Source organism: Streptomyces sp. NPDC025806 (assembly GCF_055558275.1).
On sequence record NZ_JBVHMU010000010.1, the window covers coordinates 1 to 26,218 of the forward strand.

Annotated in this window: 27 protein-coding genes; 14 read left to right on the forward strand and 13 right to left on the reverse strand. The window is 72.0% G+C overall.

Annotation, left to right across the window (positions count from 1 at the left end; genetic code table 11):
• On the reverse strand, positions 1-110 hold a 110-nt coding region (locus ACZ4E1_RS22875), incomplete at its 3' end, for a biotin carboxylase N-terminal domain-containing protein (protein WP_324787317.1).
• A gap of 369 nt (positions 111-479) precedes the next feature.
• Between ACZ4E1_RS22875 and ACZ4E1_RS22880 the strand changes: the two genes are divergently transcribed.
• Complete coding sequence (locus tag ACZ4E1_RS22880; RefSeq protein WP_467542509.1) at positions 480-935, forward strand: hypothetical protein; 456 nt, start codon at positions 480-482, stop codon at positions 933-935.
• On the opposite strand, the gene ACZ4E1_RS22885 is transcribed toward ACZ4E1_RS22880, so the two are convergent.
• From ACZ4E1_RS22885 to ACZ4E1_RS22900, 4 genes are all read right to left on the reverse strand, one after another.
• Complete coding sequence (locus ACZ4E1_RS22885) at positions 904-1,518, reverse strand: nucleoside triphosphate pyrophosphatase (protein WP_467541972.1); 615 nt, start codon at positions 1,516-1,518, stop codon at positions 904-906. The genes ACZ4E1_RS22880 and ACZ4E1_RS22885 overlap by 32 nt on opposite strands.
• A gap of 43 nt (positions 1,519-1,561) precedes the next feature.
• The gene (mmpB, locus tag ACZ4E1_RS22890; protein WP_262928311.1) at positions 1,562-1,690 is read right to left on the reverse strand and encodes a morphogenic membrane protein MmpB; all 129 of its coding nucleotides are present in this window, start codon (positions 1,688-1,690) and stop codon (positions 1,562-1,564) included.
• 272 nt (positions 1,691-1,962) lie between these two features.
• Complete coding sequence (locus ACZ4E1_RS22895) at positions 1,963-2,169, reverse strand: acyl-CoA carboxylase epsilon subunit (RefSeq protein WP_399127733.1); 207 nt, start codon at positions 2,167-2,169, stop codon at positions 1,963-1,965.
• Between the two features lie 28 nt (positions 2,170-2,197).
• Entirely contained in the window at positions 2,198-3,772 is a 1,575-nt protein-coding gene (locus tag ACZ4E1_RS22900) for an acyl-CoA carboxylase subunit beta (protein ID WP_467541975.1), read from the reverse strand.
• 120 nt (positions 3,773-3,892) lie between these two features.
• Here ACZ4E1_RS22900 and ACZ4E1_RS22905 point away from each other — a divergent pair, with 120 nt between their 5' ends.
• The 4 genes from ACZ4E1_RS22905 (at position 3,893) to ACZ4E1_RS22920 (ending at position 8,307) form a co-directional block, all read left to right on the forward strand.
• Positions 3,893-4,765, forward strand: coding sequence for a biotin--[acetyl-CoA-carboxylase] ligase (locus tag ACZ4E1_RS22905; RefSeq protein WP_467541977.1), 873 nt, complete (start codon positions 3,893-3,895; stop codon positions 4,763-4,765).
• A gap of 315 nt (positions 4,766-5,080) precedes the next feature.
• Entirely contained in the window at positions 5,081-6,202 is a 1,122-nt protein-coding gene (locus tag ACZ4E1_RS22910; protein WP_188337191.1) for an adenylate/guanylate cyclase domain-containing protein, read from the forward strand.
• A 40-nt stretch (positions 6,203-6,242) separates the two neighbouring features.
• Positions 6,243-7,064 carry an enoyl-CoA hydratase/isomerase family protein gene (locus ACZ4E1_RS22915; RefSeq protein ID WP_467541980.1) on the forward strand — a complete coding sequence of 274 codons (822 nt, stop codon included), beginning with the start codon at positions 6,243-6,245 and terminating at the stop codon, positions 7,062-7,064.
• Positions 7,065-7,152: 88 nt separating this feature from the next.
• A complete protein-coding gene (locus tag ACZ4E1_RS22920) occupies positions 7,153-8,307 on the forward strand; it encodes a GGDEF domain-containing protein (protein WP_467541982.1) in 1,155 nt (384 codons plus the stop codon).
• Between the two features lie 15 nt (positions 8,308-8,322).
• Here the strand turns inward: ACZ4E1_RS22920 and ACZ4E1_RS22925 are convergent, their stop codons facing one another.
• Positions 8,323-8,616, reverse strand: a complete 294-nt coding sequence (locus ACZ4E1_RS22925; RefSeq protein WP_467541984.1) for a hypothetical protein — start codon at positions 8,614-8,616, stop codon at positions 8,323-8,325.
• Positions 8,617-8,725: 109 nt separating this feature from the next.
• Here ACZ4E1_RS22925 and ACZ4E1_RS22930 point away from each other — a divergent pair, with 109 nt between their 5' ends.
• The 6 genes from ACZ4E1_RS22930 to ACZ4E1_RS22955 all read left to right on the forward strand — a co-directional run bounded on the left by ACZ4E1_RS22930 (position 8,726) and on the right by ACZ4E1_RS22955 (position 16,540).
• Positions 8,726-9,064, forward strand: coding sequence for a hypothetical protein (locus tag ACZ4E1_RS22930; RefSeq protein WP_467541987.1), 339 nt, complete (start codon positions 8,726-8,728; stop codon positions 9,062-9,064).
• A 317-nt stretch (positions 9,065-9,381) separates the two neighbouring features.
• Complete coding sequence (locus ACZ4E1_RS22935; RefSeq protein ID WP_467541989.1) at positions 9,382-10,638, forward strand: L,D-transpeptidase; 1,257 nt, start codon at positions 9,382-9,384, stop codon at positions 10,636-10,638.
• Positions 10,639-10,907: 269 nt separating this feature from the next.
• On the forward strand, positions 10,908-12,389 hold the full coding sequence (locus tag ACZ4E1_RS22940) for an ABC transporter permease (protein WP_467541991.1): 1,482 nt from the start codon (positions 10,908-10,910) through the stop codon (positions 12,387-12,389).
• 59 nt (positions 12,390-12,448) lie between these two features.
• Positions 12,449-13,132: an ABC transporter ATP-binding protein gene (locus ACZ4E1_RS22945; RefSeq protein ID WP_467541993.1), complete on the forward strand. Its 684-nt coding sequence runs from the start codon at positions 12,449-12,451 to the stop codon at positions 13,130-13,132.
• A 181-nt stretch (positions 13,133-13,313) separates the two neighbouring features.
• Positions 13,314-15,419 (forward strand): bifunctional polysaccharide deacetylase/glycosyltransferase family 2 protein, encoded by a 2,106-nt coding sequence (locus ACZ4E1_RS22950; protein ID WP_467541995.1) that lies wholly within the window; start codon positions 13,314-13,316, stop codon positions 15,417-15,419.
• A gap of 5 nt (positions 15,420-15,424) precedes the next feature.
• On the forward strand, positions 15,425-16,540 hold the full coding sequence (locus ACZ4E1_RS22955; RefSeq protein ID WP_467541997.1) for an LCP family protein: 1,116 nt from the start codon (positions 15,425-15,427) through the stop codon (positions 16,538-16,540).
• Here ACZ4E1_RS22955 and ACZ4E1_RS22960 read toward each other — a convergent pair.
• On the reverse strand, positions 16,537-17,484 hold the full coding sequence (locus ACZ4E1_RS22960; protein ID WP_467541999.1) for a helix-turn-helix domain-containing protein: 948 nt from the start codon (positions 17,482-17,484) through the stop codon (positions 16,537-16,539). The two genes, ACZ4E1_RS22955 and ACZ4E1_RS22960, sit on opposite strands and share 4 nt — an antisense overlap.
• Positions 17,485-17,602: 118 nt before the next feature.
• On the opposite strand from ACZ4E1_RS22960, the gene ACZ4E1_RS22965 reads away from it, so the two are divergent.
• Positions 17,603-18,646, forward strand: coding sequence for an NAD(P)-dependent alcohol dehydrogenase (locus tag ACZ4E1_RS22965; protein ID WP_467542003.1), 1,044 nt, complete (start codon positions 17,603-17,605; stop codon positions 18,644-18,646).
• 113 nt (positions 18,647-18,759) lie between these two features.
• Entirely contained in the window at positions 18,760-19,107 is a 348-nt protein-coding gene (locus tag ACZ4E1_RS22970; protein ID WP_467542005.1) for a DUF1330 domain-containing protein, read from the forward strand.
• Positions 19,108-19,114: 7 nt separating this feature from the next.
• Here the strand turns inward: ACZ4E1_RS22970 and ACZ4E1_RS22975 are convergent, their stop codons facing one another.
• The 3 genes from ACZ4E1_RS22975 to ACZ4E1_RS22985 form a co-directional block, all read right to left on the reverse strand.
• Positions 19,115-20,224, reverse strand: a complete 1,110-nt coding sequence (locus ACZ4E1_RS22975; RefSeq protein WP_467542007.1) for a hypothetical protein — start codon at positions 20,222-20,224, stop codon at positions 19,115-19,117.
• A 221-nt stretch (positions 20,225-20,445) separates the two neighbouring features.
• Positions 20,446-22,032 carry a M48 family metalloprotease gene (locus ACZ4E1_RS22980; RefSeq protein ID WP_467542009.1) on the reverse strand — a complete coding sequence of 529 codons (1,587 nt, stop codon included), beginning with the start codon at positions 22,030-22,032 and terminating at the stop codon, positions 20,446-20,448.
• A 181-nt stretch (positions 22,033-22,213) separates the two neighbouring features.
• Complete coding sequence (locus tag ACZ4E1_RS22985; RefSeq protein WP_467542011.1) at positions 22,214-23,305, reverse strand: hypothetical protein; 1,092 nt, start codon at positions 23,303-23,305, stop codon at positions 22,214-22,216.
• A 333-nt stretch (positions 23,306-23,638) separates the two neighbouring features.
• On the opposite strand from ACZ4E1_RS22985, the gene ACZ4E1_RS22990 reads away from it, so the two are divergent.
• Positions 23,639-24,808, forward strand: a complete 1,170-nt coding sequence (locus ACZ4E1_RS22990) for a cystathionine gamma-synthase (protein ID WP_467542013.1) — start codon at positions 23,639-23,641, stop codon at positions 24,806-24,808.
• Between the two features lie 2 nt (positions 24,809-24,810).
• Here ACZ4E1_RS22990 and ACZ4E1_RS22995 read toward each other — a convergent pair whose 3' ends face one another.
• The 3 genes from ACZ4E1_RS22995 to ACZ4E1_RS23005 all read right to left on the reverse strand — a co-directional run bounded on the left by ACZ4E1_RS22995 (position 24,811) and on the right by ACZ4E1_RS23005 (position 26,134).
• Positions 24,811-25,065 (reverse strand): hypothetical protein, encoded by a 255-nt coding sequence (locus tag ACZ4E1_RS22995; protein ID WP_467542015.1) that lies wholly within the window; start codon positions 25,063-25,065, stop codon positions 24,811-24,813.
• Positions 25,062-25,544, reverse strand: a complete 483-nt coding sequence (locus ACZ4E1_RS23000) for a sigma factor-like helix-turn-helix DNA-binding protein (protein ID WP_467542017.1) — start codon at positions 25,542-25,544, stop codon at positions 25,062-25,064. The genes ACZ4E1_RS22995 and ACZ4E1_RS23000 overlap by 4 nt, the downstream gene beginning before the upstream one ends.
• Positions 25,545-25,645: 101 nt before the next feature.
• Entirely contained in the window at positions 25,646-26,134 is a 489-nt protein-coding gene (locus ACZ4E1_RS23005; protein ID WP_467542511.1) for a MarR family winged helix-turn-helix transcriptional regulator, read from the reverse strand.
• Positions 26,135-26,218: the final 84 nt, after the last annotated feature.

Sequence of the window (26,218 nt, forward strand, 5' to 3'; positions counted from 1 at the left end):
TCCCGATCCGGATCGGCGTAGACGGCAACGCTCGCGATCCCGGCATCCCGGCACGCCCGGGCAACGCGGACAGCGATTTCGCCACGGTTGGCGATGAGCACCTTGCGCACGATGGCTCCCTCCTTGAAACAAGCCGAGTTTAGGGACTGCCGACACGGCACTTCGACCCGTCCCCAATGGTGACCTTGCCCACACGGAGCGTTACTCGAGGCGTGCCCGGTCCCCGAAATCCCTTGTCGTGCCTGGGTGTGCGGGATCCCTGGGGACAAGCCTAGCCCTGGCGTGTGGTCAAGGTCTCTGTGAGACGGCTCCCCGGCCCGTCAGCTTTCTTTGTGGAGTCCCTACGAATGGCCCAACGATTCTTTGCCTCGGGCAGAACCCTTGTCCCGAGGTTTACCCGTTAGTAGCGTTCGCGAGGCAGGGAAACTACTCGGGGTAACAGTCGGCGGAAGTGGGTGGGACCGGTGGCGCGCAGGCCGGTGGCGTGGGTGGCCTCGATCGTTCTGATCGCGGAGGCACTCGGGATCGTTTTCCTGAACTGGTTCCTGGGCCTGGTGGTCGATCGGCAGGACATGTCGCTCGCGGGGCTCGACCCGCGCGCCATGTCGATCGGCGCGTGGGTCGCGGGCGGTCTGTTCGGCTTCTACCTGGTGCTGTGCGCGCTCGTCCTCGTACGGGCCGCAGTCCGTGACCGGGCGCCGGGCGGCTTCGGGCGGATCCTGCTGATCAGCGCGGCCGTGGTGCACGGGCTGCTCGGCGCGTTCTCGATCGGCCTGGTGGGCTGGCTCGCCTTCGTCTTCATGATGGTCGTGCTCGCCCTGATCGTGCTGACCCTGGTCGCGTACGACCGTCACGAGAACGGCGTCGAGAACGGCGCGGCGGACGGCCCCGCCGCCCCTCCGGCTAGTTCGTCCCCGGAGCCCACAACTCCGTGATGCCGACGCCCAGTCGGGCGAGCAACCGGCGCAGCAGCGGCAGCGAGAGCCCGATGACGTTGCCGTGGTCGCCGTCGATGCCGTCGATGAACGGCGCCGAGAACCCGTCCAGGGTGAAGGCGCCCGCCACGTGCAGCGGCTCGCCCGTGGCCACGTAGGCGGCGATCTCCGCGTCGCTCGGCTCGCCGAAGCGCACCACCGTGGACGCGGTGCCGGAGGCGTAGCGGCCGGAGACCGTGTCGTACACGCAGTGGCCCGTCTGGAGGGTGCCGGCGCGGCCGCGCATCGACTTCCAGCGGGCCGTGGCCTCCTCGGCGTCCGCGGGCTTGCCGAGCGCCTCGCCGTCCAGGTCGAGCACCGAGTCGCAGCCGATCACGACGGCGCCGTGCGCCTCGGGCTTCGCGGCGACCACGGAGGCCTTGGCCTCGGCGAGGGCGAGGGCCAGTTCGGCCGGGGTCGGTGCGGTCACGGCGTCCTCGTCGACCCCGCTGACGATCACCTCGGGCGCGAAGCCGGATTGACGCAGCAGGCCCAGACGGGCGGGGGACTGTGAGGCCAGGATGAGGCGGCGCTGAGCGGTCATGCCGGTCAGGTTAGTGCCGTACGCCGCCGGTCCGCGCCCGCGCTCACAGCAGGCCGAGCACGACCATCGCCACGACCATGGCAAGCGCGAGCACGAGGCCCGCACGGCGCAGCATCTCCTGCGTCTCGCGCAGCTCCTCGGTGGGTTCGTCCTCGGGGTCTGACCACAGCACGCAACCGATACTGCTGGCCGCGATCGCGGGGCGCCTGAGTACGCGTACTCAGCCGCCCCCGTACGGAATGACTAATTCCCCCGCGGCCCGGGCGCCCTAGGGCGTGTGTCGAAAGTCCCGCCTGCCCCGCGGTGTCCGGCACGCACGCTCGCGGCGTTGCCGAAACGTCCACATAGCTCCGCTATGAGGACGCTCCGGCGCCTTGCGATCGCACGCACCGGACACCGCGGGGCCCGCCCTTCGGGCGGACGACGGGACTTTCGACACACGCCCTAGCCGGGCCAGTACGTGCGCGACCAGCTCGTCGCGCCCGGGGCCGGGAGGCGGCGCCGGGCGATCCGCCCCGGGTGCGCCCAGGCATCCGGCTCCACCGCGGCGGCCGGGGCGTCCGAGACCGCGGCGGCGCGGGCGCGGACGACGGCGAGGGCGGCGGCGAGTTCTTCGGGGGTCGGGTTGCCCCGGACGACCTTGATCACCATGCTGCGGCTCCTGAGGGTGAGGCGGGCTTTAGAGGGGGATGTTGCCGTGCTTCTTCGGGGGCAGGGACTCCCGCTTGGTCCGCAGCTGCCGCAGCCCCTTCACCACATGCGCCCGCGTGTCCGACGGCATGATCACCGCATCCACGTAACCCCGCTCGGCGGCCGTGTACGGGTTCAGCAGCGTGTCCTCGTACTCCGCCATCAACTGCGCCCGCGTCGCCTCCACATCATCGGCTGCCGCGAGCGTCTTGCGGTGCAGGATGTTCACCGCGCCCTGCGCACCCATCACCGCGATCTGCGCCGTCGGCCACGCCAGATTCAGATCCGCACCCAGATGCTTGGACCCCATCACGTCGTACGCGCCACCGAACGCCTTCCGCGTGATCACCGTGATCAGCGGCACCGTCGCCTCCGCGTACGCGTAGATCAGCTTCGCGCCCCGCCGGATGATCCCCGTGTGCTCCTGCTCCACCCCCGGCAAGAACCCCGGAACGTCCACGAAGGTGAGGACGGGAACGTTGAACGCGTCACACGTCCGCACGAACCGCGCCGCCTTCTCCGAGGCGTCGATGTCCAGACAGCCCGCGAACTGCATCGGCTGGTTCGCCACGATCCCCACCGGACGCCCCTCCACCCTGCCGAACCCGGTCAGGATGTTCGGCGCGAACAACGCCTGCGTCTCGAAGAACTCCGCGTCGTCCACCACATGCTCGATCACCGTGTGCATGTCGTACGGCTGATTCGCACTGTCCGGAATCAGCACATCCAGCTCACGGTCCTCCTCCGACACCTGAAGGTCGGCCTCCTCGGGGAACGCCGGCGGCTCACTCAGATTGTTCGACGGCAGGTACGAGAGGAGCGACTTCACGTACTCGATCGCGTCCTTCTCGTCGCCCGCCATGTGATGCGCGACCCCGGAACGGCTGTTGTGCGCCCGCGCACCACCCAGCTCCTCGAACCCGACGTCCTCACCCGTCACCGTCTTGATGACATCCGGACCCGTGATGAACATGTGCGACGTCTGATCCACCATCACCGTGAAGTCCGTGATGGCCGGGGAGTACACGGCGCCGCCCGCGCACGGGCCCACCACCAGGCTGATCTGCGGGATGACCCCGGAGGCGTGGGTGTTGCGGCGGAAGATCTCCCCGTACATCCCCAGCGCCATCACGCCCTCCTGGATGCGGGCGCCACCCGAGTCGTTGATCCCCACGACCGGGCAGCCCGTCTTCAGCGCGAAGTCCATCACCTTCATGATCTTCTGCCCGAACACCTCACCCAGCGCGCCGCCGAACACCGTGAAGTCCTGCGAGAACACCGCCACCGGCCGGCCGTCCACCGTCCCGTAACCGGTCACCACACCATCGCCGTACGGCTTGTTCGCCTCCAGACCGAAATCCGTCGAACGGTGCCGCGCGAACTCGTCCAGCTCCACGAACGAGTCCTCGTCCAACAGCAACGCGATCCGCTCACGCGCCGTCAGCTTCCCCTTCGCGTGCTGCTTCTCCACCGCACGCGCCGAACCCGCATGCGTCGCCTCGTCGATCCGCCGCCGCAGATCATCGAGCTTCCCGGCGGTCGTGTGGATGTCGATCTCGTTCATCGGGGCGCGGCTCCCTGCCTGGTTCGACGCTGCTCAAGGGGGACGGGGCTACTGACTCGTAGAGTAGTGGCGCGCCTACGGTTCGGCAGTGCGTCGTATGCCACACCTAGGCTGGGTTGCATGACGCCGCGAGATCGTTCAGACGTGCCCGCCAGCCCCTGGTCCGACCTGGACCGGCCGCCCCTCTCCGAGAGCGGGCTGCGCCGCTCGCTGCTCCGGCGGGACGGCCTCTGGTCGTCCCTCGACGTCGTGGCGAGCACCGGGTCCACCAACACCGATCTGGTGGCGCGCGCGGTCGCCGGGAGCGCGCAGGAAGGCGCCGTGCTCGTCGCCGAGGAGCAGAGCGCGGGGCGCGGGCGGCTCGACCGGCGCTGGTCGGCGCCGCCGCGCTCGGGACTCTTCTTCTCCGTCCTCGTCAACCCCGCCGAGCACGAGGTGCCGGTGGCGCGCTGGGGCTGGCTGCCGCTGCTCACCGGGGTCGCGGTCGCCACGGCGCTGTCCTCGGCGGCCGGGGTCGACACGGCCCTGAAGTGGCCCAACGACGTGCTCGTCACCGTCGACGGCGAGGAGCGCAAGACGGGCGGGATCCTGGCGGAGGCCTCCGGCGAGGGCGGGATCGTCATCGGGGTGGGGCTCAACGTGTCGCTCCGCGCGGAGGAGCTGCCCGTGCCGCAGGCGGGGTCGCTGGCGCTGGCCGGGGCGCGGGTGGTGGACCGGGAGCCGTTGCTGCGGGCCGTGCTCAGGTCGTTCGAGCGGTGGTACGTGGAGTGGTGCGCGGCGCAGGGGGATCCGGTGCTGTCGCGGTTGCAGGAGACGTACGCGGCGGGGTGCTCGACCGTGGGGCGGCGGGTGCGGGCCGTTCTTCCGGGGGAGCGGGAGTTGGTGGGCGAGGCGGTGGCCGTGGACGGGGACGGGCGCTTGGTGGTCCGGGGTGAGGATGGTGAGCGACACCCTGTCGGCGCCGGGGACATCGTGCACCTGCGCCCGGCTTAGGCCTCGCGCCGTAACTTCGGCGGTTCGTCGCCGGGTGCGGCCCGGTGGGGGCTGGTCGCGCAGTTCCCCGCGCCCCTGAAGGCGAGCGGCTTCGCCGCTCAGCCTTCATCGGGGAAATGCGACGCGAAGCGTCTGCATTTCAGGGGCGCGGGGAACTGCGCGACCAGCCACGACGAACCCGCACTCGCCCGACCAGAGCAAGAGGCACCCCCATAGGCGGGACCCGCACCGAGCGGAGTGACGTGGGGCACAAGGGCTGCCGTATCGTTGAGGCCGGTCGATACCTGACCGCGGCAGATCGGAAGGGCAGCAGGCGTGACCGTCGACGACTCGGGCTCCGGCACGGGCACCCCACCCGACCCCGAGAAGCCGGAAGGGGACGAGAAGGACACCGCGGATCCCCTCGCGCTGCGCCTCGAAGGACTGATCCTCGGTGCCGAGCGCCGCTACACCCCGTTCCAGGCGGCCCGCAGCGCCGGCGTCTCCATGGAGCTCGCGTCGAGGTTCTGGCGGGCCATGGGCTTCGCCGACATCGGGCAGGCCAAGGCGCTGACCGAGGCGGACGTCCTGGCCCTGCGCCGGCTCGCCGGTCTCGTCGAGGCGGGGCTGCTCAGCGAGGCGATGGCCGTGCAGGTGGCGCGGTCCACCGGGCAGACGACGGCGCGGCTCGCCGAGTGGCAGATCGACTCGTTCCTGGAGGGGCTCACCGAGCCGCCGGAGCCGGGGATGACCCGCACCGAGGTCACGTATCCGCTGATAGAGCTACTGCTGCCCGAGCTGGAGGAGTTCCTCGTCTACGTGTGGCGGCGGCAGCTCGCCGCGGCCACCGGGCGCGTCGTGCAGGCCGCCGACGACGAGGAGATGGTGGACCGGCGGCTCGCCGTCTGCTTCGCCGACCTCGTCGGGTTCACCCGGCTCACCCGGCGCATGGAGGAGGAGGAGCTCGGCGAGCTCGTCGAGGCCTTCGAGACCACGGCCGCGGACCTGGTCGCCGCGAACGGCGGACGGCTCATCAAGACGCTCGGCGACGAGGTCCTGTACGCGGCCGACGACGCGGGCACGGCGGCGGAGATCGCGCTGCGGCTCATCGAGACGATGAGCAACGACGAGACGATGCCGGAGCTGCGCGTCGGCATGGCCTTCGGGACCGTGACCACGCGCATGGGCGACGTCTTCGGCACGACCGTGAACCTGGCGAGCCGGCTCACGTCGATAGCGCCGAAGGACGCCGTTCTCGTGGACGGGGCGTTCGCCGAGGAGCTGATCCGGGCCGGGGACACGCCGAGCTCGGAGGCGGAGGCCGCCGCGCAGGCGCAGAAGGCCGAGGAGACGGGCGAGGCGCCGCCCTCGTACCGCTTCGCGCTGCAGCCCATGTGGCAGCGCCCGGTCCGCGGGCTCGGAGTCGTGGAGCCCTGGACGCTGACCCGGCGCACCTGACATCTTGACGGTTAACTGACGTTAACTCGAAGGGTGAGCCATGGGTGCGGAGCAGCGGTTCGGGGAGTTCGTGGTCGTGCGGCGCCACGGCGAGGAGGGCGCCGTGCCCGCCGGGGCCGTCGCCGAGCTCGTGCTCGACCGGCCCAAGGCGATGAACGCGGTCTCCACCGAGATGGCCCGCTCGATCGGTGCCGCGTGCGACGCGCTCGCGGCCGACCGGGACGTGCGGGTGGTCGTGGTGACGTCCAGTCACGAGCGGGCCTTCTGCGTCGGCGCGGACCTCAAGGAGCGCAACTCCTTCACGGACCTGGACCTGGTGCGGCAGCGGCCGGTGGCCCGCGCCGCGTACACGGGCGTGCTCGAACTGCCGATGCCGACGATCGCGGCCGTGCACGGCTTCGCGCTCGGTGGCGGCTTCGAGCTGGCGCTGTCCTGCGATCTGATCGTGGCCGACGCGACCGCCGTCGTCGGGCTTCCCGAGGTGTCGGTCGGCGTGATCCCCGGCGGGGGCGGCACGCAGCTGCTGCCGCGCCGCATCGGGGCCCCGCGCGCCGCCGAGCTCATCTTCTCGGCGCGCCGCGTCGAGGCGGCCGAGGCGGGCGAGCTGGGGCTCGTGGACCAGGTCGTGGCGGCGGGTCAGGACCGTACGGAGGCGCTGGCGCTGGCCATCGCGATCGCCGCGAACTCGCCGGTCGGGCTGCGCGCCGCGAAGAAGGCGCTGCGCCTCGGCCATGGCCTGGACCTGCGGGCCGGACTGGAGGTCGAGGACGCGGCCTGGCGCTCGGTGGCCTTCTCCGGCGACCGCGCGGAGGGCGTCGCGGCCTTCAACGAGAAGCGGCGCCCGCAGTGGCCGGGCGAGTGAGCCGCCCCGAGCCCCGGCGAGGACCAAGATCACCGAGTCGGACGCGCTGAATTCACCGAAATGCCGGAAACGTTCCTAGCCTGGTGGGATGGGAGAGGACGACCGGCTGCGCGCCGTGGTGACGCTTGCGCAGGGCATGGCCGCCGCACAGGCACCGCGGGATTCCTGGCGGGCCGCGGCGCTCGGTGCCTGCCGTGCGCTGACCGGCAGTTTCGCCGCGCTCTCGGTGTGGGAGCGCGGGCACGGCCGGCTCCGGGTGCTCGTCAACGTCGGGGACCTCGCGCCCGACGAGGAGGAGTTCCCCGAGCGGGAGACCTATCCGGTGCACCAGTTCCCGGAGATCACCGAGTTCCTGCACGAGCGGTGGGCCGGGGGCGGCGGGGCGAACGCCTGGGTGGAGACGGCCGCCGGGCCCGTCGAGCGCGGCGGCTACTGCCATCAGCGGGTGGCCGCGCTGCGCCGCCGCGGGCGCGGCTGCTGCGTCGTCGCGCCGATCGTGCTGCACGGGCGCGCCTGGGGCGAGCTGTACGTGGCGCGCCCGCAGGGGGTGCCCGTGTTCGGCCGGGACGACGCCGAGTTCGCGACCGTGCTCGCCGCCGTCGTCGCGGCGGGCATCGCGCAGACCGAACGCCTGGAGGAGGCGCGGCGCCTCGCGTTCACCGACGCGCTGACGGGCCTCGCCAACCGGCGGGCCGTCGACATCCGTCTCGACGAGGCCGTCGAACGGCACTGCGCGGACGGGGCGGTCGTCAGTCTCGTCGTGTGCGACCTGAACGGGCTCAAGCGGGTCAACGACACCCTCGGGCACGCCGTCGGCGACCGGCTCCTCGAACGCTTCGGCTCCGTCCTGTCGTTGTGCGGCGCGATGCTGCCGGGGACGCTCGCGGCACGGCTCGGCGGCGACGAGTTCTGCCTGCTCGCGGTGGGGCCCGCCGCGGACGAGGTGGTGCGGGTCGGTGGCGAGGTCTGCGCCCGCGCCGCCGAACTCGACCTCGGCGACGGGGTGGCCTGCGGGATCGCCTCGACCGGTGACCCGATCGGCGAGGTCTCCAGCGCGCGCCGGCTGTTCCGGCTGGCGGACGCCGCCCAGTACCGGGCGAAGGCGCTGCGCTCGGCGATGCCGGTCGTCGCCGGGCGGGACGGCGGCCTGGACGACCCGGTGGTCCGGCTGGCGGACGCGCCGCCGCCGGTCGCGGGCGAGGGGGAGCGGCGCCGGATCAGGGGCCTGGAGCCCGAGCCGTAGCGGCAGTTGGCCCGGTCAGTAGGCCTCGGTCGCGCGCTGCCTGCGCACCGAGTACGTCACGAAGCCGACGCCCAGGCCCAGGCAGACGGCGCCGCCCAGGACGTACGGGGTGGTGTCGATGGTGCCGGTGTCGGCGAGCCGCAGTTCGCGGTCGGTGCGCGCGTCGGTCACCGCGGAGGCGGTGCGCGCGTCGGTGTGGACGGTCTCGGACTCCCCGGGGGTCGCCGTGGCATTGGGGACGAACCACAGGGCTCCGAGGAGGGTCCCTGCGGCTGTGGCGGTGAGCAGTGATCGGCGTGCGGCGGACACGGAAGCGATCCCCCTTGTGGCGCTGGCGAATTGGCCGTGTCCGCCGATGTTAGTGAAAGGTGCGGGTCACAGGAAAGTCACGGGTGGCGTGGGCCGTACGCTCCGGGTCATGAACACTGATGAGACGTCACGTTTTGTTCGCCTGAAGGTGGAATTGGTCCTGGAGATCGGTGACGCGGAGGCCCTCACCGGCGCCGCGTTGCAGCGGATCTCCGACGACGAGGCGATGCCGCCGGAGGAGCGCTCGCACGCCGAGAGCGCGGTCCAGGAGGACGAGGCGGAGGCCATCGCGTACCTCGTCGACCCCTTCGACCTGGTCGGGGAGGTGCCCGGCACGGAGCTCGTCCAGGCCTCCTGGTCGAGCGAGCAGGTGGACTACGACCCCGATTCGCCGGATTGGGACCTGGACGAGGATGATGAGGGGCAGGACGACACGGATCACGTGTAGCGGCCCCCGGACCGACAGCCCCGGGCGGTGAACCGCTGCCCGGGGCCGCGTCGTCCCGTAGGGGAGAATCGCGCGAGTGGGGGCGCGGGGCACGGGGGTTCAGCGGGGGTGTCGTCACCGTCGGTGCGCTGCCGGTCACGTCTTTGCAGACGTGTCCTCGCCCACATCCGAGCGTTTTCGGGAACGGGACGAACCGGTCACCGCGTTGTGTACGGGTATGGGGAACACCTGTGTTCTCCGTGACCGCACTCGGGACGGCTGACACTGGCCGGGACGTCGGGAAGTCGGGTAATTCGGCGACTATGGAGAAGCGTGTGATGACGGACGGTAAGCGGCGCAAGGGTCTGATGGCCGCGTCCGCTGTGCTCGGCGGCGTGCTGGTGCTCTCCGCGTGCAGCGGGAGCGATGCCGATTCGGGCGGCTCGGCGAGCGGCACGAAGGAATCGCAGGCCGCGCAGGCCGACGAGGCGGCGGCGAAGAAGACGTCCCAGGCCGAGATCAAGATCGCGCCCAAGGACGGCTCCGACAACGCGAGCATCAACAACGCCGCGAAGGTCACCGTGAGCAAGGGCACGCTCACCGACGTCACCATGACGACCGCCGACGGCACCGCGGTCGCCGGTCAGATATCGGCCGACAAGAAGAGCTGGAAGCCCACCAACCAGCTCGAGCGGTCGACCACGTACAAGATCGCCGCCGAGGCCAAGGACTCGGGCAACCGGGTCGCGCACGAGAACGCGTCGTTCACGACCGTCTCCCCGGCCAACAGCTTCATCGGCAACTTCACGCCGGAGGACGGTTCGACCGTCGGTGTCGGCATGCCGGTCTCGATCAACTTCGACAAGGCGATCACGAACAAGGCCGATGTGCAGTCCCACATCACGGTCTCCTCCAGCAGCGGCCAGGAGGTCGTCGGCCACTGGTTCAACGGCAACCGCCTGGACTTCCGCCCCGAGGACTACTGGAAGGGCGGCTCCACCGTCACCCTGAAGCTGGACCTCGACGGCGTCGAGGGCGCGGACGGCGTGACCGGTGTGCAGCAGAAGACCGTCACCTTCAAGGTCGGGCGCAACCAGGTCTCCACGGTCGACGCCAAGACCAAGCAGATGACCGTCACCCGTGACGGCAAGGTCGTCAAGACCATCCCGATCTCCGCCGGTTCGCCCGAGAACAAGACGTACGAGGGCCAGATGGTGATCTCCGAGAAGTTCAAGGAGACCCGGATGAACGGCGCGACGGTCGGCTTCACGGACGACGACGGCAAGGGCGAGTACGACATCAAGGACGTGCCGCACGCCATGCGTCTGTCGAACTCCGGCACCTTCATCCACGGCAACTACTGGGGCGCGAAGTCCATCTTCGGCTCGGTGAACACCAGCCACGGCTGCGTCGGTCTCGCCGACGCCAAGGGCGCGGGCGACTCCAGCACCCCCGGCGCCTGGTTCTACGACAACTCGATGGTCGGCGACGTCGTCATCGTGAAGAACACCGGCGACAAGACCGTCCAGCCGGACAACGGCCTGAACGGCTGGAACCTGAGCTGGGCCGAGTGGAAGGCCGGCTCCGCCGCCTGATCCCGCTCCCTCCCCGCACCACCGCAGAGCCCCGGTACGCACCGCGTACCGGGGCTCTGTGCGTACCGGGGCTCTGCGCCGGCCGGGGATCGCGGGTGCGGGGGATCGGGGGATCGGGGGGTGAGGCCGGAAACCTGTGCGTAAGCCCTGAATCAGTGCTCTCATGCCGCTCTCATGGCGGCCTCAGCCCACGCTTACGGGCCGTCCTTAGCGTTTCGCCGTTCCTGTCCGCGCCCCCGTCCCGTGGGCCGTCATCCGGCGAGGCTTCGATGTTCTTCACGTATCTCCGGCGCGAGCTGCGCCGCCGCAGAAAGGCGGCCCTCGTCGTCGCCTCCGGGCTGGCGCTGGGCATCGCGCTCGTCATCGTCGTCAACTCCGTGTCCTCGGGCATGAACCGGGCCCAGGGCAAGGTCCTCCAGTCCCTGTACGGGCTCGGCACCGACATGACCGTCACCAAGGCCGCCGCCGCGCCCTCCGACGGAGGCAGCGCCCGACCGCGCTTCCGCTTCGACGCCAAGGGCGAGGACGGCGAGGACGGCGGGGACGGCACGGACGGCGAGCGGCAGAGCAGCGACCGCGTCATGGTGCAGGGCTTCCAGACGCTCGCCGCGTCGACCGTCGCGAAGGTCGCCGGGCAGTCGGGCGTCGCCGACGCCGTGGGCGGGCTCAGTCTCCAAGTGATGAAGGTGGACGGGCAGTTCACGCGCGGGCAGTTCCAGCAGGGCGAGAGCGGCGGCGGGCCCGCCGGGAAGGGCGGCGGGCAGCCGCAGGGCCGTGTGGAGGGCGGCGGCGCCGACTTCTCCGTCAACGCGTACTCCGTGTACGGAACTGACGTCACGAAGGGCGAGCTCGGCCCGCTGACCTCCTCGAAGATCACCAAGGGGCGGACCTTCGCCTCCTCCGAGACGAACGCGAAGGTCGTCGTCGCCGACGCCTCCTACGCCAAGCAGAAGAAGCTCGCCCCGGCCGACACCGTCACCGTCAAGGGCGTGAAGTACAAGGTCATCGGCATCGCGACCCCGGACAGCGGGGACGCCGCCGCCGACCTGTACCTGCCGCTGAAGCAGGCGCAGACGCTCGCCGGAGCGAAGAACAAGGTCACGACGGTCTACGTCCGGGCCACCGACTCCCAGCGGATCGACGCCGTGAAGGCGGCCGTGCGCAAGAACGTGCCGGGCACGACCGTGACGACCTCCGCCGACCTCGCCTCCACCGTCTCCGGCTCCCTGTCCACGGCCTCGGACCTCGCCTCGAACGTCGGCCGCTGGCTGTCGATCGCCGTGCTCGTCGCCGCGTTCCTCGTCGCCGGTCTGCTCACCTCCTCGGCCGTGTCCCGGCGCGTGAGCGAGTTCGGCACGCTCAAGGCGCTCGGCTGGAAGTCCGGCCGGGTCACCCGCCAGGTCGTCGGCGAGGCCGTCGTCAACGGGCTCATCGGCGGCGCCCTCGGCATCGCGGTCGGGCTCGCCGGCGCCTACGCCGTCACCGCGATCAGCCCCACGCTCACGGCCGAACTCGGGGCGGGCGGCGGCGGGTCCACGGGCGGTCCGGGCGGCTTCGGCGCGGGCGGCGGCATGATGCGCGCGCCCGGCGCCGGCCGGAGCCTCGACATCGCGCTCAGCGCCCCCGTCTCCGCGACCACGATCGCCCTCGCGGTCGGCCTCGCCGTCGCGGGCGGTCTCGTCGCCGGAGCGTTCGGCGGCTGGCGGGCCTCGCGACTGCGCCCCGCGGACGCGCTGCGCCGCGTCGGGTGAGTACCGCCCCCTCCTTCTCCGCAGTCCCCAACCCTCGTACGTATCACGGGAGTTCCCGCATGTATCAGCTCAGAGGCGTCACCAAGCAGTACCGGCGCGGCAAGGACACCGTGGAGGCGCTGGCCGGCGTCGACCTGACCATCGGCGACGGCGACCGGCTCGTCATCCAGGGCCCCACCGGCGGCGGCAAGTCGACCCTGCTCCAGATGCTCGGCGGCCTCGACCGGCCCACCGCGGGCAGCGTCGAACTCGACGGCACCGACCTGGCGAAGCTGCCCGAGGCCCGGCTCACCCGGGTCCGCGCCGAGTCCATCGGCTTCGTCTTCCAGTCCTTCAACCTCATCCCGACGCTCACCGCGCAGGAGAACGTCGAGACGGCCCTCGTCCCGCTCGGCCTGCGGGCCGCCGACCGCCGCGAACGCGCCGCCGAGGCCCTGCGCTCGGTGGGCCTCGGCGAACGCCTCGGCCACCTGCCGTCCGAACTGTCCGGCGGCCAACAGCAGCGCGTCGCCATCGCCCGCGCCCTCGTGAAGAACCCCAAGGTCCTCCTCGCCGACGAGCCGACCGGCAACCTCGACGAGTCCATGCGCGACGAGATCATGGACGTGCTGGAGGAGCGCTGGAAGGAGCACGGGCTCACGTTCGTCATGGTCACCCACGACACGACCCTCGCGAAGAAGGCCCCACGCCTGGCGACGATCCGCAAGGGACGGATCACGGTCACCGAGAACGCGACTCCGTAAAAGGTTGTACGCGGAGCAGCGAGTGTGCCGTTTGTCACGCATCACATCGGTCCCGGATTTTTCCCCAATGCCCCAATTAAGAGATGGCCACATCAATACACTCGCCTCCCATGTGTGACTGGAACATGGAGAACGGGTGGCGAACCCGGCCATCGGACGGCAACCTCGACGCCCTCGCCTGATGGCGGCACGGCACAAGCAGGCGAGGGACCCGAGGGCGCACTGGCTGCTCATCGGCCTCACCCTCCCGATCCTGTTCGGCGCCCTGCTCTTCCAGGGCTGGACGCAGAACGAGGTCGACGGCGCCGCGGCCAAGGAACCCTGCACCGCGCCCGTGCCCCGGGCCGCCGCCGACGCGGGCCCCGTCCTGAGCGTCGACGGCGACCGGGTGCGCTCCGCCTCGATGCCGCCGGGCACCGTCGCCCTCACCTACGACGGCGGCCCCGACCCGACCTGGACGCCGCGCCTGCTCGACCTGCTCCGGCGCCACCACGCGCACGCCACGTTCTTCCTCGACGGCGCCAAGGCCGCGCAGTACCCCGCGCTGGTCCGGCGGATCCGCGCCGAGGGCCACGAGATCGGCTCCCACACCTACACCGGCGCCGACCTCGGCACCGCCTCTGCCGCCCGCACCGCCCTCGAACTCCGGCTCACCCAGGGCGCGTTCGCGGGCGCCGACGGATTCCGCAGCACCCTGCTGCGGATGCCGCTGACCACCACCGTCGCCACCCTGTGCGGCGGCGAATGGCCCGCCGCGCGCGCCGCGTCCGCCGACGGCTACCTCCTGGTCGCCGCCGACAAGCCCGGGCGCAAGCCCGCCGACGGCCTGGTCCGGCAGTTCAGCCAGACCTCCCTCGCCCACCGCGAGACCGAGCGGCTCCTCGCCGACCCGCACGCGCGCCGCTTCACCACCGTCACCGAAGGTGTCGACACCACGGCGCCCGCGACGGAACCGGTCGGCGCACCCGAACGCTGGCTCGGCACGGCCCTGATCCACTTCCAGTCGCTCGGCCGAAGCTTCGTCTCCGCGCTCACCTGGGTCCTCACCGCCGCCGCGGCCCTCGGCGTGCTGCGCCTCCTCGTCCTCGTGCTGTTCGCCCGTGCGCACGTGCGCCGCCTGGAGCGGTACCGGCCCGGGGCGCCCTGGCTGCGCGAGATCCGCGACCCGGTCACCGTGATCGTGCCCGCGTACAACGAGGAGGCGGGCATCGCCGCCACCCTCCGCTCGCTGCTCGCCTCCACCCATCAGCGGCTGCAGATCGTCGTCGTCGACGACGGGTCCGGCGACCGCACCGTGGAGATCGCGCAGGGCTACGCCCGCCGCGATCCCCGCGTCCAGGTGGTGTGCCAGCCGAACGCGGGCAAGGCCGCCGCCCTCAACCACGGGCTCACGTACGCCCGTTGCCCCTACGTCGTCATGGTCGACGCCGACACCGTCTTCGAGCCGGACGCGATCCAGCGCCTCGTGCAGCCGCTCGCCCACCCGGCGGTCGGCGCGGTCAGCGGCAACACCAAGGTCGGCAACCGCAAGCGTCTGCTGGGCCGCTGGCAGCACCTGGAGTACGTCTTCGGGTTCAACCTGGACCGCCGGATGTTCGAGGTCCTGGAGTGCATGACGACGGTCCCCGGCGCGATCGGCGCCTTCCGCCTCGACGCGCTCATGGGCGTCGGCGGCCTCAGCGAGGACACCCTCGCCGAGGACACCGACCTCACGATGGCGCTGTGGCGGGCGGGCTGGCGCGTCGTCTACGAGGAGACGGCCGTCGCCTGGACCGAGGTCCCCACCTCCCTGCGGCAGTTGTGGCGTCAGCGCTACCGCTGGTGCTACGGCACCCTCCAGGCGATGTGGAAGCACCGCCGGGCCGTGATCGAGGTCGGACCCGCGGGCCGCTTCGGCCGCCGCGGCCTGTCGTACCTGCTGCTCTTCCAGGTCCTCCTTCCGCTGCTCGCCCCGGTCATCGACGTCTTCATGCTCTACAGCGCGCTGTTCACCGGCACCCCGGTGACGTCCGTGGCGGCCTGGCTCGGCTTCCTCGGCCTCCAGACGGCGGTCGCCGCGTACGCCCTCAAGCTCGACGGCGAGCGCCGGCGCACCCTGTGGGCGCTGCCCTTCCAGCTGTTCGTCTACCGGCAGTTGATGTACCTCGTGGTCATCCAGTCGGTGGTCGCGTTCGTGGGCGGCAGCCGGCTCAAGTGGCAGCGCATGCACCGTTCCGGAACGGCCGCCGCGGCGGCCCAGCATCTCGGCAGGACGGCGGACGAGCCGCGCCTGCCGGCCGCGAGGTGACATCCGTGCATCCCGTTACCGTGCACTCCACGGGCCTGGCCCCGGCTCCGTCGCCGCCTCCGCCCGCCGCCCCCACGCCACCGCGCGGCAGCCGGCGGCGCAGCGAACGCACCCCCAAGCCCCGCCGCTCCCGCGCCCGCCGCGTCCTGCGCGCCCTCAGCCTCGTCGTCCTGCTCGCCGTGCTGGGCGGCGCGGGCACGTACGTCTGGGCGGGCTCCCGGCTCGCCGGCGACGTCGACCTGGCCGCGCTGCCCGACCGCCCCGCCCCCGGCAAGGGCACCAACTACCTGATCGTGGGCTCCGACAGCCGCGAGGGCCTCAGCGCACAGCAGGCCAGGAAGCTGCACACGGGCTCCTCGGCCGGTGCGGAGGGCCGCCGCACCGACTCGATGATGGTGCTGCACACCGGCGCCCACGGCACCAGCCTGACGAGCCTGCCCCGCGACTCCTGGGTGACGATCCCCGCGTACGTGGACCCGGCGACCGGCGTCCATCACAAGCCGGAGAAGAACAAGCTCAACGCGGCGTTCTCGCTCGGCGGGCCCGAACTGCTGGTCCGCACGGTCGAGTCGAACACCGGCCTGCGCATCGGCCACTACACGGAGATCGGCTTCGCCGGGTTCGTGGGCATCGTCGACGCGGTCGGCGGCGTCCGGATGTGCGTGGACCGGCACATCGTCGACGACAAGTCCGGGCTCGACCTGCCCCAGGGCTGCCACACCCTGGACGGCCGCGAAGCCCTCGGCTTCGTCCGCCAGCGGCACCAGGAGAAGGCGGGCGACCTCGGCCGCTCCCGCAACCAGCAGAAGTTCCTGTCGGCCCTCGCGGAGAAGGCCGCCTCCCGCGACGTCCTCCTCGACCCGTCCGCGCTGTTCGGCACGGCGGGCGCGGGCCTGGACACCCTGATCGTCGACAAGTCCACCGGCATCCCCCAGCTGACCAGGCTCTTCGAAGCCCTGCGCAAGGTCTCGTCGGGCAACGGCACCCAGCTGGGCGTGCCCGTCGCCACGATAGGCATCCCCACGTCCAAGGGCAGCGCCGTCCTCTGGGACCAGCAGAAGTCCGCCCGCCTCTTCGCGGAACTCCGCGCGGACCGGCCGGTGACCGTGGGCGGCCGCTAGGCCCGGCGGGTCTCCGGGGACGGGGACGCGGGGTCCGTGCCCCAGCTGGTCAGGAGGCGGAGGGCCTCCGCCGACGGGGAGCCCGGTTCGGCGTAGTAGACCGAGAGGAACTGACCCTCGTCGTCGGGGAGGTGCAGGGTCTCGTAGGAGAGGGACAGGTCGCCGACCAAGGGGTGGTGCATGCGCTTCACGCCGTGGCCCTTCTCCTTCACGTCGTGCGTCGCCCACAGGCGGCGGAACTCCTCGCTCTTGACGGAGAGTTCACCGACCAGCGCCGACAGCTCCGGGTCGTCCGGGTGGCGGCCCGCGTACAGGCGCAGATAGCTGACCATGTCGGAGGCCTTGGACTCCCAGTCCACGAACAGCTCGCGGTAGTCGGGCGCGAGGAAGGTGAGCCGCGCCCAGTTCCGCTCCGCCGGAGGCAGCGCGCCCCAGTCGCCGAACAGGGCCGCCGCCGTCCGGTTCCAGGCGAGGATCTCCGAGCGGGCGCCGCCGACGTACGCGGGCACGCCCTCCATCGCGTCCAGCATGTGCCGCAGCGCCGGACGGATCTGCTGCCGCCGGGGCGGCCGGTACCGGCGGCGCTGCTGCTTCGCCTGCGCCAGGTCCATCAGGTGCGCGTGCTCCGCGTCCGACAGGCGCAGGGCGCGCGCGATCGCGTCGAGCACCTCCGCCGACACGTTCCGCCCGTTGCCCTGCTCCAGGCGCGTGTAGTACGCCACCGAGACCCCGGCCAGCTGCGCCAGCTCCTCGCGGCGCAGCCCCGGCACCCGGCGGTGCCGCCCGTGCGAGGCGAGCCCCACGTCCTCGGGCTGCAGCCGGGCCCGCCGGCTGCGCAGGAACTCGCTCAGCTCGGCCCTGCGGTCCAGACCGTCGGGGCGGGCTCCGGGCTCGGCTCCGGGCTCGGGCGTGGGCTCGTGGGCGGGCCCGGGGGTGTCGTCCATATCGTCCAGTATTCCCGGTCCTACGACCACGAGCCTGTCCCCGCCAGTAGTAGGACCACTGGACGTACGCAAAGCGGTGACCTGGGCGAATGTCCCGCGAACCGGCACGCTGGACACCATGACCACGACTGTTGCCGCATACGCGGCGCCCAGCGCCAAGGCTCCCCTGGAGCGCACCACCATCGAGCGGCGCGCGGTCGGCGAGTTCGACGTCCTGATCGACATCAAGTTCGCCGGCATCTGCCACTCCGACATCCACCAGGCCCGCGAGGGCTGGGGCGAGGCCATCTTCCCGATGGTGCCCGGACACGAGATCGCCGGTGTCGTCGAGCAGGTCGGGCCCGGCGTCACGAAGTTCAAGGTCGGTGACCGGGTCGGCGTCGGCTGCATGGTCGACTCCTGCCGCGAGTGCGAGAACTGCCTGGCCGGGCAGGAGCAGCACTGCGTGCGCGGGAACGTCGGCACGTACAACGCCATCGGCAAGGACGGCGAGCCCACCTACGGCGGCTACTCCCAGAAGGTCGTCGTCGACCAGGCCTTCACCGTCAAGATCCCCGACGGGCTCTCCCTCGACGTGGCCGCGCCGCTGCTCTGCGCCGGCATCACCACGTACGCCCCGCTCAAGCGCTGGGGCGCCGCCCCCGGCAAGAAGGTCGCCGTGATCGGCCTCGGCGGCCTCGGCCACATGGCCGTCAAGATCGCCCACGCGCTCGGCGCGGAGGTCACCGTCCTGTCGCAGTCGCTGCGCAAGAAGGACGACGGGCTGAAGCTCGGCGCCGACCACTACTACGCCACGAGCGACGCGCAGACCTTCAAGGACCTCGCCGGCACCTTCGACGTCATCCTCTCCACGGTCTCCGCCCCGCTGGACTTCGGCGCGTACCTGAGCCTGCTGCGCACGGGCGGCGCACTGGTGAACGTCGGCGCCCCCGAGGAGCCGATCGCGCTCAACCTCTTCTCCCTCATCGGCGGCGACAAGATCCTCGCCGGTTCGATGATCGGCGGCATCGCCGAGACCCAGGAGATGCTCGACTTCTGCGCCGAGCACGGCCTGGGCGCCGAGATCGAGCTCATCGAGGCGAGCCAGGTCAACGAGGCGTACGAGCGGGTCCTGAACTCGGACGTGCGCTACCGCTTCGTGATCGACACGGCGACCATCTGACCCCGTCGCCGGCTGTACGACCTCTGAGGTAATCGACGCCCTCCCCGGGCCCCGGCAGGATCGTTCCCGTACCCACCGAGACACGATCCGCCGGACCCGAGGAGGGCTCACCCATGACCGCCTACGCCATCGCCGTACTGCGCCCCGCGCCTCCCGTGCACCCCGAGGTCCTGGAGTACATCGAGCGCGTCCAGTCCACCTTCGAGCCCTACGGCGGCCGGTTCCTCTCGCACGGCAGGACCGGGCACTGGAAGGAGGGGGAGCGGCTCGGGGACGTCGTCATCGTCGAGTTCCCGGACCTGGAGCACGTCCACGCCTGGTACGCGTCCCCCGCCTACCAGGAGATCCTCCCGCTGCGCACCGCCCACATCCCCGGCGAGCTCGTCATCATCGAGGGCGTCCCCACCGACTACGACGCGGTGCGCACCGCGGGGGCGATGCGGGCGGCGGCTGCCGCGTGAGTGCGGCTCAGCCGCGGGCGGCGCGCCGCACCTGGGCCGCGCAGTAGTCGCGGACCTTCACGTACTCGCCGGCCGGGTCCGTGGAGTACGACCACGGGGGCATGCCCGCGTAGCCGTCGGCGGCCCGGAACTGCTCCAGCGCCTCCGCGTACCGGTTCTGCCAGTACAGGAAGCTGCCGACGAGGTGCCGGACCGGCGGGATGCGGCGGTCGTGCGGGTCCGCCGCGTGGGCGGCAGCGATGTCGGCGAGCGCGGCGTCGGTCGCCGCGACGATCTCGGGGCGGCTGTAGTACGTCCCCGGAGCGAGGTCCCGGTGCGCGATCTCGTACTCGAAGTACGCGTCCAGCACGACCGCCGTCAGCAGCTGCCCGGGCGCGCCCTTGGCCGCCGCGGCCCGGCCGAACTCCTCGGCGAGCTCGTGCGAGCCCTGCCACTTGGCGCACCAGTACTGAAGCGCCGCGCGGTGCGCCGCGAGGTGGTGCGGGTCCCGCTTCTCGACCTCGGCCCACAGCGCCGCGAACCGCTCGTTCGAGTAGCCCAGGCCCATCGCCAGCGGCAGTTCCGCGAGGTACGGGCACGGGTCGTCGCCCGCCTCCGCCTGCGCGGCGGCGAACGCGTCCCGGGCCTGGCCGAGCACCCGGTGGAAGCCGTCGAACTGCTCCCGCGTCGTGTTCCGGGCCATGCCGCTGCCGCGGATCTCCCAGGCCAGATAGACCAGCGACCGCGCGTGCACGAGCGCCGCGTCGGCGTCACCCGGGCGGGCCGTCCGCCACGCCAGCAGCCACCCGTCGTCCTTCACCGCCTCGTCGGCCAGCAGCGAGGACCGCCGGTCCCGCTCCTGCCAGTCGCGTCCCGCGGCGGCGAGGAATCGGGCGCCCTCCTCCCAACTCCCGTCCTTGATCGCCGCCTTGACGGCCTCGGCGGTCGGGTCCGGGGCCATGGCCGACTCGGCGTCGATCTCCGTGACCGGGACCAGGCCCAGGGCGGTGGCCGCGGCCGCGATCTCGGCGCCGGGGATGCGGCCGACGCCGCGGTCGTGGTTGCGCTGGATCGTGATCCAGCGGATGACGAAGACGACGGCGCCTATGGCACCGACGATCAGAAAGAGACGATCCACGTTCCAGGGCTTTCTCGAGATGGGGGGTGGGGTGGTGCGCTTTGTTCGTCGGGCGCGGGTCCGGTGGCTCCGTCTCGCGCAGTTCCCCGCGCCCCTGGAGATGCGCACTTCGTGCGCGATCTCCATCGGGGCGGTGCCCCATCGGGGAAATGCGACGCGAAGCGTCTGCATTTCAGGGGCGCGGGGAACTGCGCGACCAGCCCCCACCGGGCCCGCACCCGCTACACGGTCGCCGTCGCGGCCAAGAGGTCCCGTACACCCGACGTGTTCGGGACATCCGCCACTGCCGCCTCCAGCGCGGGCTGCAGCCGAGCCCCCTGCCCCTCCGGAAGGTGAAGCGTCGCCGGGCCCGTCCAGGACAGTTCGAACCGGGCCGCGCCGGAGGCGATCAGCTCGGTGACCAGGAGGTCGCGGAGCATCGCGTGCAGGCGGGGGCGGGCGAACTCGCGGGCCGCGCGCCCCGTCGCCGACGCCGCCTCCTGCGACTTGGGCAGGAGCTCCGCGAGCTGCCACAGCGCACCCGCCTCGATCGCCGCGAGCACCGATTCCAGGGAGCCGTCACCGCCGGTCGCCTCGCGCACGGCCTGCCGCAGCGGCTCCGCCGAGGCGCTGGTGTACGTCGTCATCGACGCGTGCACGAGCTGCGGCCAGTCCGCCGCCCGGCGCAGACCGAGCGCCCGCGGGGTCAGCGACGCCTGCTCCAGCGCGGCGAACGCGGCCATCGGGTCGGCCAGCAGGCCCAGCGCCGGACCCGCCGTGTGCGCGCGGCGCCCGTCGTCGGGCAGGGCCTCGATCCGGGCCACGCGGTCCGCGATCGGCGGGTGCGTGTCGTACGGGGACGGCTCCTCGTCCGGCAACGCGCGGCGCAGCTCGTCGAGTTCGGGGGAGCGGGCGTCGAGCAGCCGGCTCAGGCCGCCGTAGACCTCGCCGTGCGGCGGCAGCAGCCCCGCCTCCGCGCCGAGCGTCGCGTAGGAGTTCATGTAGAAGCCGAACGCCGAGTCCAGGACCGGGATCTCGCGCAGCGCCGACGCCGTCGCGTCCCGGCCCGCGATCCGGGCGGCGGCCAGGTCGGCGGCGTACTCCTGGCGCCGCATCGTCCCGCGCATCACCCGCACGTAGAACTGCCCGTACCAGATGAAGGGCCGCGCGGCGAGACGGAAGGTGATGCCCGCCGAACCGGCGCTGACCTCCCGGGCCTTCTTGCCCTTCGCGACCCGCTTCGCCTCCTTGGCCTCGGCCTTCTCGCGTTCACCGGCCTGCTTGGCGGCGGAGCGCTCCAGGAGCGTGCCGACGGTCCGGGAGATCTGCTCGAAGCCGCGCCGGCTGATGGCGCCGAGCCGGGTGTCGGAGTGGGAGTAGTGGCCGAACTCGTGGGCCAGCACGCCGATGAGCTGGGCCTCGTCGAGGCCGGTGAGCAGTGGGGCGCCGATCAGCAGGACGCGCCGGCCCGGGAACAGCCCGAGCAGCCGGGACTCCTCGTACACCGCCGCGTTCACGTGCGGCACGAGGTAGATCTCGCCGGGGGCGCGGGTACCGGTCTGCTCCGCGAGCCGGCGCACCGTAGCCCACAGGCGCGGTTCCTGGTGCTCGTCGACGCGCAGTCCGTCGGCGGGCGGTTCGAAGCGCGGGCTACGCACCGCGAACATGCCCTGCACGATCGGGATCGCCACGATCACGCTCACCACGACGATCTTCAGCGCGGCGCCGCCGTGGCCGCCGCCGATGATCCACCAGTCGAGGGCGCCGAGCGCGCCGAGCAGCACGATGCCGACGAGATAGAAGCCGAGCAGCAGGACAAGGGCGCGCACGGCACGCAGAGTTGAGCCCATCGGGCGGTTCCCCCCACGGGAAGACGAGAAAACACCAGGTGGGACTGGTGATGCGGATGGTGCGTGTGTGGGGGGAACGGGAGTATGACACAGCCCGCGGCACCCTGATCAACAGGATTGCGTCGCGGGCTGGATGAAAGGGATGAACAGTCGGTGCCGGTCAGTGCGGGAGCGTCGCCGGGCTGCCGCCGTTCGCCTCGTAACCGGCCACGGCCAGCGCCCGGTACACCGCGTACGAGGCCGCCGGATCGGGCTCCGTCGTCCACGGGATCGCGCCCACGTGCCCGTCGACCCGCAGCAGTTGCTCCATCGCCTCGCCCCAGTGCTCCATGCGGACCAGGAAGAACACCAGCAGATGCCGTACGTGCGCGAGCATCGGGTCGTCCGCGCGGGCCTGCGAGACCGCGAACATGGCGCCGTGCAGCGCCTTCGTCACGACCTCGCTCTCGTAGAAGTTCCGCACCATCGTGATCTCGGGCAGGTGCTCGTACAGCGCGAACAGCGGCAGCGCCGCGAGCAGCGAACCGCGCGGGGCCCGGGCCGCGGCGGCCTCCGCGAACGCGAACGCCTCCTCGCGCGAGCCGTGCCACTTCTCCGTCCAGTACCGCAGCCCCGCCAGGTGCGCGCCCATGTGACCTGGCGCCGTGTCCAGGATCTTCAGCCACAGCTGCTCGAACTCCTGCTGGGAGTAGCCGAGGCCGCGGGCCACCGCGAGATGCGTGATGTGCGGGACCGGGTCGCCCGGGGCGAGGAGCGCGGCCTGCTCGCACGCGGCCCGCGCCTCCTCCAGCACGATCCGCTGCTCGTCCGGGGTGCCGCCGCCGCGCCACGCCTGCTGCACCAGGAACTCCGCGAACACCTGCGCGCCGCCCGCGTCCTTCGGCTGCTGCGCCCGCCACGCCTGCAGCCAGCCCGCGCCGAGCCGCGGCGTCCGCTGCGCCTCCAGCGCCGCCGCGCCCGCGATCGCCTGCACCCGCTCCCAGCGGGTCTCGGTCTCCTTGCCCGTACCGGCGAGGAGCTGCGCGGCCGCGGTGAAGTCCTGGTTGCGCTGGACGACGCTCATCACGTCGAGCAGGTCCTGGTCGGGCCCCGGCAGCCGTACGTCCAGCTCTTCCTGGCGCACGAAGCCGTAGTCCGCCGGATCGGCGGCGTCCGGCGACCCCGGCGACACCAGCCGGACCCCGCCCCGCCGCCGCAGCATCACGACCCAGGCGATCATCAGCACGGCCATGAGCACCCAGAGAATTCCCATACCTACAAGCTAACCCGCCCCCGACTCCTCCTTGACGACCGGAGCGTCAGCGCCCCGAGGGGCGGGCGCGATCACGTCCGACTCCGGCGCGGTCGTGCCCCGTAAGGGGCGCGGGGAACTGCGCGATCAGCCACGACGGCGCGGCACTCGACGATGTTGTTCGACCCCTACGGCGGCGCCGTCACAGCGGAAGCCGACGACGGACAGGCAGCCCACAGCGGGCGCCGGACCGGCGCGATCGGCCCCCCACCGGAGGGCCCCGGTGACGAACCGGCGGCGTACAACGGCGGGAAGACCGCCACGCACCGCGCGGAGCGCCTACGCTCGGGCCTCATGAGCGATACGCACAACCACAGCGGCGCCCCGCGCGGATTCGAGACCACCGCCATCCACGCCGGCAACACGGCAGACCCCGTCACCGGCGCCGTCGTCCCCCCGATCTACCAGGTCTCCACGTACAAGCAGGACGGCGTCGGCGGTCTGCGCGGCGGCTACGAGTACAGCCGCAGCGCCAACCCGACCCGGACCGCCCTGGAGGAGAACCTCGCCGCCATCGAGGGAGGCCGCCGCGGCCTCGCCTTCGCGTCGGGGCTCGCCGCCGAGGACTGCCTCCTGCGCACCCTGCTCAGCCCCGGCGACCACGTCGTCATCCCGAACGACGCGTACGGCGGCACGTTCCGCCTGTTCGACAAGGTCGTCTCGCGCTGGGGCGTGGAGTGGTCCGTCGCGGACACCGGCGACGTGGACGCCGTCCGCGCCGCGATCACCCCGAAGACCAAGGCCGTCTGGGTCGAGACCCCCTCGAACCCGCTGCTCGGCATCACCGACATCGCCGCAGTCGCCCAGGTGGCCCACGCGGCGGGCGCCAAGCTCGTCGTCGACAACACCTTCGCGAGCCCCTACCTCCAGCAGCCGCTCGCGTTCGGCGCGGACGTCGTCGTGCACTCCCTGACCAAGTACATGGGCGGCCACTCGGACGTGGTCGGCGGCGCCCTGGTCGTGGCCGACAGCGCGCTGGGCGACGAGCTCGCCTACCACCAGAACGCGATGGGCGCCGTCGCCGGCCCCTTCGACTCCTGGCTGGTGCTGCGCGGCATCAAGACGCTGCCCGTGCGCATGGACCGCCACAGCGAGAACGCGACCCGCGTCGCCGACATGCTCTCCCGCCACGCGCGCGTGACGCAGGTCCTCTACCCGGGCCTGCCCGAGCACCCGGGCCACGAGATCGCCGCGAAGCAGATGAAGGCGTTCGGCGGCATGATCTCGTTCCGCGTCGAGGGCGGCGAGCAGGCGGCCGTCGAGGTCTGCAACCGGGCGAAGCTGTTCACGCTCGGCGAGTCCCTGGGCGGCGTCGAGTCCCTGATCGAGCACCCGGGCCGCATGACCCACGCCTCGACCGCGGGCTCGGCCCTGGAGGTCCCCGCCGACCTGGTCCGCCTCTCGGTGGGCATCGAGTCGGCCGACGACCTCCTCGCCGACCTCCAGCAGGCCCTGGAGAAGTAGCCCTACAGCCCCGTCAGCGGTGGAGTCGTCTCGGACGGCGGCTCCACCCACGGGTGCGCGGACAGGGCCCAGACGACGAACGCGACGGCCGCGGCGAGCAGCAGGCACCACAGCAGCCGCCGCACCACCGTCCGCCGGCGCAGCATCCGTCCGCCCCGCCGCATCGCGTCCGCGCACAGCTCGGCGGGCACGGCGGACGGCTGCGCCGCGTCGAGCACGGCGCGCACGGAGTCCTCCTTGCGCTGCAGCCGGTTCATGCCGAGGCCGTCCCTCCCAGTGAAGGGGCCGGCGCGGCCCCGCGCGGCGGATGCAGCACGAGCGTCATCGCCCGCGCGTGCAGGGACCGTACGCGCTCCGCGGGCAGCCCGAGCAGGGCCGCCACCTGCTCCTCGCCGACGCCTTCGCACAGCCGCAGGACCAGCACGAGACGCTCCTGCGGGGGTACGTGGGCCAGGGCGCCGCCGTGCCCGCGGTGCTGGTGCCACGCGCCGTGCGCGAACCGGACGGCCAGCTCCTTGCGGGCGCAGTCGTAGGGATCCTCGCCGCGCAGCCGGTCCCAGGAGGCGTACGTGCGGGCGAGCGCGGCCGTGAGCAGCTTCAGCGCCCGGGGATGGTCGTCCGGGGGCTCCGCGGTCAGCAGCGTCGCGGCATGCAGCAGCCGCCCGGCCGCGCCCGCGACGAACGACTCGAACTCACGGGCCCGGCGAGCGTTCCTGAACGCCTGCCGATCGCGCACGCTTCATCTGATTCCGACCGCGACCCCTCGGTCAAGAGGCAGGAGCCCCGGTTTCCGTCCGGATCTCCCCAGAACCGGCTCAGGACCGGTTCAGAACCGGCTCAGGAGGAGGCGCCGGGCGCCGGCTGACCCGTCTGGCGGGCGGACAGCGCCGAGTTGAAGCGCGTCAGCAGCGCGCAGAACTGCTCGCGCTCCACCGGCTCCCAGTCCTCGGTCAGCTCGGCCATCAACGCACGCCGCGAGGTGCGTACTTCGTCGAGGCGGGACAGGCCGCGCGGCGACAGCTGCAGCACGACGGCCCGGCCGTCCTCGGGGTGCGAGGTCCGCTTGACCAGGCCCGTGTCGACCAGCGGGGCCACCTGGCGGGTCACTGTCGAGGAGTCGATCCCCATGCTTGCGGCGAGCGCCTTGACGCCCATCGGGCCTTCCTTGTCGAGCCGGTTCAGGAGCAGGTACGCGGCGCGGTCCATCGAGTTGCGCACCTGCCCGACCCCGCCCAGCCGGGTCTGTTCGGCGCGACGGGCGAAGACCGCCACCTCGTGCTGCAGGGTTTCGAGGAGGCCGGAATCGCCGGCGGTCGACATGTCCATCGTTTCTTGTGGTGTGGGCATGGCCGGAGGCTCACTTCATGCGTGGGTGGGGGATTGCACAGGATTGGGGCACAGAGTACGCGG

What these genes read in the sequence shown, in the direction of transcription:
- ACZ4E1_RS22970 (WP_467542005.1), top strand. Translation starts at nt 18,760, where the DNA reads ATGACCGCCTACGCCATCGCCGTACTGCGCCCCGCGCCTCCCGTGCAC.
- ACZ4E1_RS23005 (WP_467542511.1), bottom strand. Translation starts at nt 26,134, where the DNA reads ATGGACATGTCGACCGCCGGCGATTCCGGCCTCCTCGAAACCCTGCAG.
- ACZ4E1_RS22915 (WP_467541980.1), top strand. Translation starts at nt 6,243, where the DNA reads ATGGGTGCGGAGCAGCGGTTCGGGGAGTTCGTGGTCGTGCGGCGCCAC.
- ACZ4E1_RS22920 (WP_467541982.1), top strand. Translation starts at nt 7,153, where the DNA reads ATGGGAGAGGACGACCGGCTGCGCGCCGTGGTGACGCTTGCGCAGGGC.
- ACZ4E1_RS22900 (WP_467541975.1), bottom strand. Translation starts at nt 3,772, where the DNA reads ATGAACGAGATCGACATCCACACGACCGCCGGGAAGCTCGATGATCTG.
- ACZ4E1_RS22965 (WP_467542003.1), top strand. Translation starts at nt 17,603, where the DNA reads ATGACCACGACTGTTGCCGCATACGCGGCGCCCAGCGCCAAGGCTCCC.
- ACZ4E1_RS22905 (WP_467541977.1), top strand. Translation starts at nt 3,893, where the DNA reads ATGACGCCGCGAGATCGTTCAGACGTGCCCGCCAGCCCCTGGTCCGAC.
- ACZ4E1_RS22960 (WP_467541999.1), bottom strand. Translation starts at nt 17,484, where the DNA reads ATGGACGACACCCCCGGGCCCGCCCACGAGCCCACGCCCGAGCCCGGA.
- ACZ4E1_RS22940 (WP_467541991.1), top strand. Translation starts at nt 10,908, where the DNA reads ATGTTCTTCACGTATCTCCGGCGCGAGCTGCGCCGCCGCAGAAAGGCG.
- ACZ4E1_RS22935 (WP_467541989.1), top strand. Translation starts at nt 9,382, where the DNA reads ATGACGGACGGTAAGCGGCGCAAGGGTCTGATGGCCGCGTCCGCTGTG.
- ACZ4E1_RS22995 (WP_467542015.1), bottom strand. Translation starts at nt 25,065, where the DNA reads ATGAACCGGCTGCAGCGCAAGGAGGACTCCGTGCGCGCCGTGCTCGAC.
- ACZ4E1_RS22985 (WP_467542011.1), bottom strand. Translation starts at nt 23,305, where the DNA reads ATGGGAATTCTCTGGGTGCTCATGGCCGTGCTGATGATCGCCTGGGTC.
- ACZ4E1_RS22945 (WP_467541993.1), top strand. Translation starts at nt 12,449, where the DNA reads ATGTATCAGCTCAGAGGCGTCACCAAGCAGTACCGGCGCGGCAAGGAC.
- ACZ4E1_RS22930 (WP_467541987.1), top strand. Translation starts at nt 8,726, where the DNA reads ATGAACACTGATGAGACGTCACGTTTTGTTCGCCTGAAGGTGGAATTG.
- ACZ4E1_RS22895 (WP_399127733.1), bottom strand. Translation starts at nt 2,169, where the DNA reads ATGGTGATCAAGGTCGTCCGGGGCAACCCGACCCCCGAAGAACTCGCC.
- ACZ4E1_RS22885 (WP_467541972.1), bottom strand. Translation starts at nt 1,518, where the DNA reads ATGACCGCTCAGCGCCGCCTCATCCTGGCCTCACAGTCCCCCGCCCGT.
- ACZ4E1_RS22990 (WP_467542013.1), top strand. Translation starts at nt 23,639, where the DNA reads ATGAGCGATACGCACAACCACAGCGGCGCCCCGCGCGGATTCGAGACC.
- ACZ4E1_RS22950 (WP_467541995.1), top strand. Translation starts at nt 13,314, where the DNA reads ATGGCGGCACGGCACAAGCAGGCGAGGGACCCGAGGGCGCACTGGCTG.